The organism is Microbacterium sp. NPDC057407 (assembly GCF_042803895.1).
In the GTDB taxonomy this organism is placed as follows: domain Bacteria; phylum Actinomycetota; class Actinomycetes; order Actinomycetales; family Microbacteriaceae; genus Microbacterium.
The window spans coordinates 65,600-76,047 of sequence record NZ_JBHVCA010000007.1; the positions used below are offsets into that span (position 1 = coordinate 65,600).

7 protein-coding genes are annotated in these 10,448 nt (G+C 72.1%); 5 read left to right on the top strand and 2 right to left on the bottom strand.

What is annotated here, in order from left to right; all coding sequences use genetic code 11:
- Window positions 1-387: 387 nt before the first annotated feature.
- On the bottom strand, window positions 388-1,782 hold the full coding sequence (locus ACFUTX_RS15560; protein WP_378866684.1) for an NAD(P)/FAD-dependent oxidoreductase: 1,395 nt from the start codon (window positions 1,780-1,782) through the stop codon (window positions 388-390).
- 227 nt (window positions 1,783-2,009) lie between these two features.
- The gene (locus ACFUTX_RS15565; RefSeq protein WP_378866687.1) at window positions 2,010-3,545 is read right to left on the bottom strand and encodes a PucR family transcriptional regulator; all 1,536 of its coding nucleotides are present in this window, start codon (window positions 3,543-3,545) and stop codon (window positions 2,010-2,012) included.
- 93 nt (window positions 3,546-3,638) lie between these two features.
- On the opposite strand from ACFUTX_RS15565, the gene gabT reads away from it, so the two are divergent.
- The 5 genes from gabT to ACFUTX_RS15590 all read left to right on the top strand — a co-directional run bounded on the left by gabT (window position 3,639) and on the right by ACFUTX_RS15590 (window position 10,355).
- Entirely contained in the window at window positions 3,639-4,997 is a 1,359-nt protein-coding gene (gabT, locus tag ACFUTX_RS15570; protein WP_378866689.1) for a 4-aminobutyrate--2-oxoglutarate transaminase, read from the top strand.
- 147 nt (window positions 4,998-5,144) lie between these two features.
- The gene (locus tag ACFUTX_RS15575; RefSeq protein ID WP_378866692.1) at window positions 5,145-6,509 is read left to right on the top strand and encodes a flavin monoamine oxidase family protein; all 1,365 of its coding nucleotides are present in this window, start codon (window positions 5,145-5,147) and stop codon (window positions 6,507-6,509) included.
- Window positions 6,506-7,384, top strand: a complete 879-nt coding sequence (locus ACFUTX_RS15580) for a universal stress protein (RefSeq protein WP_378866695.1) — start codon at window positions 6,506-6,508, stop codon at window positions 7,382-7,384. Before ACFUTX_RS15575 ends, ACFUTX_RS15580 begins: the two co-directional genes overlap by 4 nt.
- A complete protein-coding gene (locus tag ACFUTX_RS15585) occupies window positions 7,384-8,952 on the top strand; it encodes an APC family permease (protein WP_378866698.1) in 1,569 nt (522 codons plus the stop codon). The genes ACFUTX_RS15580 and ACFUTX_RS15585 overlap by 1 nt, the downstream gene beginning before the upstream one ends.
- 41 nt (window positions 8,953-8,993) lie before the next feature.
- Window positions 8,994-10,355, top strand: coding sequence for an NAD-dependent succinate-semialdehyde dehydrogenase (locus tag ACFUTX_RS15590; protein WP_378866701.1), 1,362 nt, complete (start codon window positions 8,994-8,996; stop codon window positions 10,353-10,355).
- The last annotated feature ends 93 nt before the right edge of the window (window positions 10,356-10,448 follow it).

Sequence of the window (10,448 nt, forward strand, 5' to 3'; positions counted from 1 at the left end):
GTCTGACGCCTCCATCGGTCGTCGCCGCCCCGTGGCGGCCCTGCCTCGGCTGTGTGTCGGCGCACGCGCGGCGCCGTCGATGAGACCCTACGCCAAAAACCTGACACATGAAAGGTATTGGCGATGAGAAACGCCTCATCGACCGCAGGATGCCGCCGGCCCGGCGGTCCGTGCACCCTCTGGCGCAGCATCCGCCCGCGTGCTACCGCCCGCTCTGGCGCTCGCGTCCTGCTCGCCCGCCAAAGGCCCGGGTTCGGGGCGCGTTGGTGCGTTCGGGGCGCGTCCGTGCACGCCCCGAACGCGAGAAGGCGCCCCGAACGGCGGGGCCGAGCGCCGCGGCACGAGCGCCGCGGCACGAGCGCCGCGGCGGGAGCGCGCGCGCGGGGGCTAGTGGCGGCCGGCGACGACGTCCGCGACGTGCGCGGGCCACGCCGTGCGGGCACGGGAACCGGATGCCTCGGCCCGGTCGGCCATCCGATAGGCGGTGTAGATCGCGTTCACGGCCGTCCACCGCAGCGGCTCGGGCTCCCACTTCCTGGCGCGGTGCCCCACCCAAGGCAGCCGGACGAGGTCGGTGTCGCGGCGCAGGACGAGGTCGGCGAGCGTCCGGCCGGCGAGGTTCGTGGCGGTCACGCCGGTGCCGACGTATCCGCCCGCCCAGCCCAGCCCGGTCGCGGGGTCGAGGCCGACCGTGGCGGCCCAGTCGCGCGGGACGCCGAGAACTCCCGCCCAGGCGTGCGCGACCGGCACGTCCGAAGCATCCGGGAAGAAGTCGCGCAGCAGCCGCGTGAGCGAGGCGATCGTGCGCTCCTGCGTCGAGCCGTCGGTGTCGACCCGCGACCCGTACCGGTAGGGCACGCCCCGGCCGCCGAACGCGATCCGGTCGTCGGCGGTGCGCTGGGCGTACATGTAGACGTGGGCGAAGTCGCCGAGCGTCTCACGGCCGTCCCAGCCGATGGTCGCCCACGCCGACGCGGGCAGCGGCTCGGTCACGATCATCGACGAGTTCATCGGCAGCCACGTGCGGTGCTCGCCGTGCAGGTCGGCCGTGAACCCCTCCGTCGCGCGCAGCACGTGGCCGGCCCGGACCGTGCCCCGGTCGGTGATCGCCCGGCCCGGCTCGATCCGCGACACGGTCGTCTGCTCGTAGATCGGCACGCCGAGGCGCTCCACCGCCGCCGCGAGCCCGGCCACCAGCTTGCCCGGATGCACGCGGGCGCAATGCGGATGCCACGCCCCGCCGAGTGCGCCGGCGATGCGGATCCGCTCGGCGGTGGCGGCGGCATCCAGCTCCTCCACGTCGGTATCCGGCCACGACCTCTCGGACGCCACCGCCGCCCGCAGCCGCGCGAGCTGCGACGGCGTGCGCGCGACGCCGAACTCGCCGCCCTTGACGATGTCGGCGTCGATGCCCTCCCGCGCGGCCACGGCGATCACCTCGTCCACGGTGTCGTTCAGGGCCCGCTGCTGGGCGATCGCGGCGTCGCGACCGTGGGATGCCGCGTACCGCTCGCGCCCGCCGGTGACGGTGTTGGTGAGCCAGCCGCCGTTGCGCCCCGAGGCGCCGAACCCGGCGAACCGCTGCTCGAGCACCGCGATCCGCAGGTCGGGCTGAAGGGACTTCAGGTAGTAGGCGGTCCACAGGCCGGTATAGCCGGCGCCGACGATCGCGACGTCGACCTCGGTGTCACCCGGGAGCGCCGCCCGGGGTGCGGGCGCGCCGCCGAGCTGACGCCACCACCACGACACGTCTCCGTTGGGCACGCGATTCTCGTCGGTCATGCCCTCATCCTCCCGTGCGGCGGGGCCGGGCGGTCCGGCCGATCCGTCCCCGATCCGGCCGCCCGCCGTGCACAGCGTCGGCCCCGTGCGCGGTGGGGCCCGTCGGCCGGCTGTGCACGACTTCGGCGTTCCGGGTCGGATCGGCCGTCACGCCCGCCCCTGCGCGCGTCTCCGCGGCGGATCGCCGACGTTGTGCACGCGGCGTCCGCGGGCCCGACCCCAGCGGGTCAGCGGGGGTCGAGGGCGCGAAGCGCCGCCCACAGCTCGGCGCGGGTCGCGAACGACGTCAGGTCGCGGCCGAGCACCCGCTCGGCGAGGGCGAGCCGGGTGCGGACGGTGTGGCGGTGCACGCCGAGGGCGCGGGCGGATGCCTCGTGCGAGCAGTCGTGCTCGAGCCACACCTGCAGCGTCTCGACCAGCCGCGTGCCCTCGTGGGCGTCGTGATCCGTCAGCGGAGCGAGCTCGGCGCGGGCCAGCGCGCGGGCCTCGTCGGTGAGGGCCGAGAGTACGCCCGCTCTCCCCACCTCGGCGAACGACGTGACCGGCGCCGACCCCCGCTCGCGGGCGACCAGCGCCTGCCCCACGGCGGCGGCGAAGCCGTCGTATCCGGTCGGTTCCGACACCCCGATCCGCACGCCGAACCGCTCCGCCACCTCGTCGATCACGCTGCGGTCGCCCGCGGGCACGACGAGCACGAGACCGTCGTCGCCGCGTCCGAAGAACAGCGACCCGCGCTTCTCGTCGACCCTGAGCTCGAGCAGCTCGGCGATCGCATCGGTGCGGGATGCCGCGGCATCCGTCACCGCCACCTCGACGGGCGCGGCCGGGAGCGGGCCCGAGAGTTCGCGCGCGATGCGCCGGGCCAGCGCCGGGTCGTCGGCCATCAGCGTCTGCACCAGCCCCGCCCGCAGGGCGCCCCGGGCGCGGCTGAGGCCCTGCTGCTGCTCGAGCGCGAGACCGGCCATGGCGATCACGGCCGTCACGACGCCGCGGCCCTCCTGGTCGAGGTCGCTCGCCGCGATGGCGATCACGCCGCGGAGGTGTCCGCCGCGACCGAGGGTCTGCAGGCTGAACGGGGTGCCGTCGATCCGCAGGGAGGAGCCGGCGCGCGCCCCCCGATTCAGCACGCCGGCCACCTCGCGGCCGAGCGCCTCGGCCGTGGCGGCGTCGAGGCCGTCGGCGGGATGCTCGCGCGACAGCTCGCCGGCGGCGTCGTACATGCCGACCCAGGTGTCCAGCTGCCGGGCGAGCTCGGCCACGGTCGCGCCGAGGCCGTCCGGCCGCAGTGCGGCGAGAGCGATCGCGCGCTGCGCGGCGAGGGCCCAGCTGCGCCGCGCGTAGGCCTGGGCGGCGATCGCCTCGGCGTTGGCCCGGGCCACCGCGATGAACGGGGTGCGATAGGGCACCTCGAACAGCGGCATCCGTTCGCTGCGGCACGCCTCGACGAGCGCCGGCGGGATGCCGTCGCGCACGACCTCGGTGCCGAAGCCGAGTCCCACCACGCCGCGGGCTGCGAGGCGGTGGACGTACGCGCGATACGCCCCCGGGTCGTCCGGCGCGTCCTGGAACTGGCGGCCGGTCGTGAGCAGCACGAGCCCCTCCGAGAGGAACGGGGTCGGGTCGGAGAGGTCGGAGCTGTGCACCCAGCGCACGGCCTGATCGAGCGTCCCCGGCTCGAGGTGGTCCTCTCCGGTCAGCGACAGCCGCAGGTCGCTGCGCGACAGCAGTGCGCGCAGGGTCGGGTTGTCGGCGACGGTGCTCATGGTCCTCCGGATGTACCGCCCGTACAGCGGGCTAAAGAGAATGTACAACCGGGAAGGTGCGACGGGGTCCGGCCGACGCTTACGCTCGCCCCCATGAGCGCAGTCGACACTCTCACCGAAACGCCCCTCGGCGGTCCGACCCTGCCGCAGGAGCGGCGGCTGGTCACCAGCATCCCCGGTCCGCGCTCGCAGGAGCTCATCGCCCGCAAGGCCGACGCGGTCGCGGCGGGTGTCGGGCACACCGCTCCCGTGCACGCGGTCGCCGCCGGCGGCGGAGTCATCGTCGACGCCGACGGCAACTCGCTCATCGACCTCGGCTCGGGCATCGCCGTGACCACGATCGGCAACGCGCACCCGAAGGTCGTCGAGGCCGTGCAGGCGCAGGTCGCCCAGTTCACCCACACGTGCTTCATGATCGCCCCGTACGACTCGTACGTCTCCGTCGCCGAGGCGCTCAACCGCATCACGCCCGGCGACCACGCCAAGAAGAGCGCCCTGTTCAACTCGGGCGCCGAAGCGGTCGAGAACGCCGTGAAGATCGCTCGCAAGTTCACCGGCAAGCAGGCCGTCGTCGCCTTCGACCACGGCTACCACGGCCGCACGAACCTGACGATGGCGCTGACGGCCAAGTCGATGCCCTACAAGAGCGGGTTCGGCCCCTTCGCCTCCGAGATCTACCGCGCCCCCCTGTCGTACCCGTTCCGCGACGGACTGAGCGGGGCGGATGCCGCCAAGAAGGCGATCTCGATCATCGAGAAGCAGGTCGGCGCCGACAACCTCGCCGCCGTCATCATCGAGCCCATCCAGGGCGAGGGCGGCTTCATCGTCCCCGCCGACGGCTTCCTCCCCGCGATCGTGGACTGGTGCCGGGCCAACGGAGTCGTGTTCATCGCCGACGAGATCCAGACCGGATTCGCGCGCACCGGCCGGATGTTCGCCAGCGAGGTCTTCGGGATCGTCCCCGACCTCATCACGACCGCGAAGGGCATCGCCGGCGGGCTCCCGCTCGCCGCCGTCACCGGACGCGCCGACATCATGGACGCCACCCACACCGGCGGACTGGGCGGCACGTACGGCGGAAACCCCATCGCCTGCGCGGCGGCGCTCGCCGCCATCGACGTGTTCGAGAACGACGGCATGATCGAGCGTGCCCGCGAGATCGGCGCGATCCTCGCCGACCGCCTCGGCGCCCTCCAGGCAGCCGACCCGCGCATCGGCGACGTCCGCGGACACGGCGCCATGGTCGCGGCCGAGTTCGTCGACCCGTCGACGGGAGAGCCGGATGCCGCGCTCACCGCCGCGGTCGCGAAGGCCTGCATCGCCGAGGGCGTCATCGTCCTCACCTGCGGCACCTACGGGAACGTGATCCGCTTCCTGCCGCCGCTGTCCATCACCGACGACCTGCTCCACGAGGGCCTCGACGTCGTCGCCGCGTCGCTCGCGGCATCCTGACCCCCGACGTGTCCCGGTTCTTCCGGGGCATGTCCCGAAACCCCGTCGCCTGGCAGCCCTCAGGCGCCCAGAAGTGGGACGCGGGCGAGACGCCGACCGCGGCTCGCCCGCGTCCGCCCCGCGCAGCGGACAAGACAGAGGAGTCTCATGTCACAGCTCACCCGTGACGTCGTGATCGTGGGGGCCGGCGCCGCCGGACTCACGGCGGCGAACGAACTGAGGAAGGCGGGGCTCTCGGTCGTCGTGCTCGAGGCGCGCGACCGCGTCGGCGGACGGCTGTGGACCGATGTCGTGGACGGGGCGATGCTCGAGGTCGGCGGCCAGTGGGTCTCGCCCGACCAGGAGGCGCTCAAGGAGACGATCGCCGAGTTGGGGCTCGAGACCTACAGCCGCTATCGCGACGGCGACTCGGTCTACATCGGGCGCGACGGCGCGGTGCGCCGCTTCACCGGGGAGATCTTCCCCGTCGCGCCCGAGACCGAGAAGGAGATCGTGCGGCTCATCGAGAAGCTCGACGAGATGGTCGCGCAGGTCGACCCCGACCGGCCGTGGGAGCACCCCGACGCCGACGCGCTGGACCGCATCTCGTTCGAGGCGTGGCTCGAGGAGCAGACGCCCGACCAGGAGGCCCGCGACAACATCGCGCTCTTCATCGCGGGCGCGATGCTGACGAAGCCCGCCTACGCCTTCTCGGCCCTGCAAGCCCTCTTGATGGCCGCGAGCGCCGGCAGCTTCACGCACCTCGTCGACGCCGACTACATCCTCGACGAGCGCGTCGTCGGAGGACTGCAGCAGGTGCCCCTCCTCCTCGCCGAGCGGCTCGGCGAGGACGTGCTGCTCGGCCAGGCGGTCAACGAGGTGCACTGGTCGAGCGACGAGGGCGTCCGCGTCGTGACCGACGCCGGCCTCGAGGTGCAGGCGCGGTTCGTGATCCTCGCCCACGCGCCGATCCTCTACCCGTGGATCGAGTTCCAGCCCGCCCTGCCGCGGCTCAAGCAGCAGATGCACCAGCACCTCTCGATGGGGTTCGTCATCAAGGTGCACGCCGTCTACGACCGCCCGTTCTGGCGCGAGCAGGGGCTGTCGGGCACCGCGTTCAGCCCCTACGAACTGTCGCACGAGGCCTACGACAACACCAACCACGGCGACGAGCGCGGCACGCTCGTCGGCTTCGTGTCGGACCGCAACGCCGATGACCTGTTCCGGGTCTCGGCCGAGGAGCGCAAGGAGCGGATCCTCGAATCCCTCTCGCACTACTACGGCCCCGAGGCGAAGAACCCGCTCGTGTACTTCGAGAGCGACTGGGGCGCCGAGGAGTGGACGCGCGGCGCCTACGCCGCCAGCTTCGACCTGGGCGGCCTCGCGCGCTACGGCGCCGACCTGCGCACCCCCGTCGGCCCCATCCACTTCGCCTGCAGCGACATGGCCGGCGCCGGCTACCAGCACGTCGACGGCGCGATCCGCATGGGCCGCCTCGTCGCCGCCCGCATCATCGAGGAGACCCGAGCATGACCCGTCGCATCATCGCCGGCTACACCGCCACCGAGGCAGGAGCCGACGCCGTCGCCCTCGCCGCGCGCCTGGCGCTGGCATCCGACTCCTCCCTCCACCTGGTCGTGGTGCTCCCGGGCGAGGAGCGCAGCGTCATCACGCCGCCCGACGCGGCGTACGACCGCTACCTGCGCGAGCAGGCGGAGCAGTGGCTGACGGATGCCGCGGCCTCGCTGCCCGCGTCGGTGCGGGTCCGCACGCACGTGCGTTTCGGCGAGTCGTTCGCGGCGGGGCTGATCGAGTCGGCCCACGACGTCGGCGCATCGCACATCGTCGTCGGTGCGGCCAACGGCGGCCTGCGCGGGCGCCACCGCCTCGGCACGGTCGCGAGCGAGCTGCTGCACTCGTCGGACGTTCCGGTCGTGCTCGCCCCCGAGGGAGCGCGGCGCATCGACCCCGAGAGCGGCATCACGCGCATCACGGCGGCCATCGGCACGCGCGCCGGCGCCGACCTGCTCCTCGAGGAGAGCCTGGCGCTCGCCACGGCGACCGGTGCCGAGCTGCGCCTCGTCTCGCTGGTGGCGATCGACCTGCCGGCGGGGATCGCGGCGAACGAGTCGGCCGCCCTGCACGCCGACGAGGTCTTCGTGCACGCCCGCAGCGCCCTGCCGAAGGGCGCCGAGACCGAGGCCGTCGTCGGGCTCGGCGACAGCATCGAAGAGGCCGTCTCGCATCTCAGCTGGGAGCCCGGCGAGATCGCGGTGGTGGGGTCGAGCCGCCTGGCGCGCCCGCGCCGCCTGTTCCTGGGGTCGACGGCGGCGAAGATGCTGCACGAACTCCCCGTACCCATGATCGTCGTGCCGCGCACGCGCAAGAAGAAGAAGGAGGCGCAGTGATGAGCGGTCGCACGAGCACCGAAGCCCAGACCGGATCGCTGACCGGAGAGCCGGTCACCGGCACGCTGTCGAAGAAGGGGCTGAGCGCGGGCACCGTCGGGATGGTCGGTGCCGTCGTCATCGGCATCTCGACGATCGCGCCGGCGTACACCCTGACCGCCTCGCTCGGCCCCACGGTGTCGGAGGTCGGCTTCCAGGTGCCGGCGATCATCATCGTCGGGTTCCTGCCGATGCTGCTCGTCGCCCTCGGCTACCGCGAGCTGAACCGCGCGATGCCCGACTCCGGCACGTCGTTCACGTGGGGCGTGCGGGCCTTCGGCCCGTGGATCGGCTGGATGACGGGCTGGGGACTGGTCGCGGCCACCGTCATCGTGCTGTCGAACCTGGCAGGCATCGCGGTGGAGTTCCTGTTCCTGCTGATCGACCAGCTCGCGGGCACCGACGGCGCGATCGCCGACCTGGCGTTCAACCCCTTCATCAACGTCGCCGTCTGCCTGCTGTTCATGCTGGGCGCGACGGTCGTGTCGTACCGCGACCTGCAGACCACGCAGAAGCTGCAGTACTTCCTCGTCGGATTCCAGGTGCTCGTGCTCGTGCTGTTCTCGGTCGCCGCACTCGTGCACGTCGCGAACGGGACGGCGTTCGACGCCAGCCCGGTGGAGCTGTCGTGGTTCAACCCCTTCGCCGTCGGCGACTTCGGCGCCGTCGTCGCGGGGCTCTCGCTGTCGATCTTCATCTTCTGGGGATGGGATGTCGTCCTCACGATGAACGAGGAGACGAAGAACCCCGAGAAGACCCCGGGCCGTGCCGCCACCGTCACGGTGCTGATCGTCGCGGGCCTGTACCTGCTCATCTCGATCTCGCTGCTCGCGTTCGCCGGGGTGGGCACGGGGGAGCTGGGCCTGGGCAACGAAGACATCCAGGGCAACGTCTTCTTCTACCTCTCCGACCCCGTGCTCGGTCCGCTCGCGTTCCTCGTGTCGCTGGCGGTGCTGACGAGCTCGGCCGCATCGCTGCAGTCGACCGCGGTCGGTCCTGCCCGGACGCTCCTGGCGATGGGCCACTACAAGGCCCTGCCCGACAGCTTCGCCCGCGTCAGCCCGCGCTTCTTCACGCCCGGGTACGCGACGATCGTCTCGGCCGTGGTGGCGTCGGCGTTCTACGCCGTCATGCGGTTCCTCAGCGAGAACGTGCTGTGGGACACCATCACGGCGCTCGGCATGATGATCTGCTTCTACTACGGTCTGACCGCCTTCGCGTGCGTGTGGTACTTCCGCAAGCAGTGGTTCGACAGCGCCCGGTCGTTCTTCTTCACGCTGCTCTTCCCGCTCGTCGGCGGGGTGATCCTCGCGGTGCTGTTCGTCATCACGCTGATCGACAGCATCGACCCCGACTACGGCAGCGGGTCGAACATCGCGGGCGTGGGCCTGGTGTTCATCCTCGGGGTCACCGTGATCCTCGCCGGCGTCGTCATCATGATCTGGCAGGCGATCAAGCGTCCGGCATTCTTCCGCGGCGAGACACTAGGTGTGGAAGCACCGGAAAGCCTTCGACGTTCGCGCCGCTGAGCGGCAGACTGTGACCACCCACCCGATCGGAGAGAAACCACATGAGTGACTACGCCGTCGTCAACCCCGCAACGGGCGAGACCCTGGCCACCTACCCGACGATCACCGACGAGCAGCTCGAGGCGGCCATCGCCGGCGCCCACACGGCGTACCAGTCGTGGCGGACGGTTCCGGTGTCGGAGCGCGCGGCGCGCATCCGCAAGGTCGCGGAGCTGCACCGCGAGCGGCGCGACGAGCTCGCGGCGATCATCGTCCGCGAGATGGGCAAGCCGCTCGAGGCGGCCCTGGGCGAGGTCGACTTCGCCGCCGACATCACCGAGTACTACGCGGACCACGCCGAGAAGATCACGGGCGACCAGCCGATCGACATCGACGGCGAGGGCACCGCCGTCATCCGCCGTTCCCCGCTGGGGGTGCTGCTGGGCATCATGCCGTGGAACTTCCCGTACTACCAGGTCGCCCGGTTCGCCGCCCCGAACATCGTGATCGGCAACACGATCCTCCTCAAGCACGCGCCGCAGTGCCCCGAGTCGGCCGCCGCCATCGCGTCGATCTACGCCGACGCCGGGCTCGACGGCGTGTACACGAACGTGTACGCGACGAACGACCAGGCCGCGAAGGTCATCGCCGACCCGCGCGTGCAGGGCGTCTCGGTGACGGGCTCGGAGCGCGCCGGTGCGGCCGTCGCCGAGATCGCGGGGCGCAACCTCAAGAAGGTCGCCCTCGAGCTGGGCGGGTCCGACCCGTTCATCCTGCTCTCGACCGACGACCTCGACGGGGCGGTCCAGGCGGCGGTCGACGCGCGCCTCGACAACACCGGCCAGTCGTGCAACGCGGCCAAGCGCTTCATCGTCGTCGACGGTCTCTACGACGAGTTCCTCGAGAAGTTCACGGCGAAGATGACCGAGGCGAAGGTGGGCGACCCCTTCGCCGACGACACCGTGCTCGGGCCGCTCTCATCGCTGACGGCGGCGGAGCGCCTCGCCGCGCAGGTCGACAAGGCCGTGGCGCAGGGTGCGAAGCTCGTGGCCGGCGGCACACGTGACGGCGCGTACTACACGCCGACGGTGCTCACGGGCGTCACGAGCGACATGGATGCCTACCGCGAGGAGTTCTTCGGCCCGGTCGGGGTCGTCTACAAGGTCGCCGACGAAGACGAGGCGGTGCACGTCGCCAACGACACCAGCTACGGACTCGGCTCGTACGTGTTCACCACCGACGAGGAGCAGGCGCAGCGCATCGCCGACAAGATCGACGCCGGCATGGTCTACGTCAACGTCGTGCTCGCCGACGAGCCCGGGCTGCCTTTCGGCGGCGTGAAGCGGTCCGGCACCTCGCGCGAGATGGGCCTGCTCGCCGCCGACGAGTTCGTCAACAAGAAGCTCATCCGCGTCGGCGCCTGACCTCCGCTACCGAGTCGCCCAAAACCCCCGCCCCCCGCGCCGCGCCCCCGGGGGTCTGGGGGGCGGGGGGGGGTGGGGGGAGAGGGCGGCGCG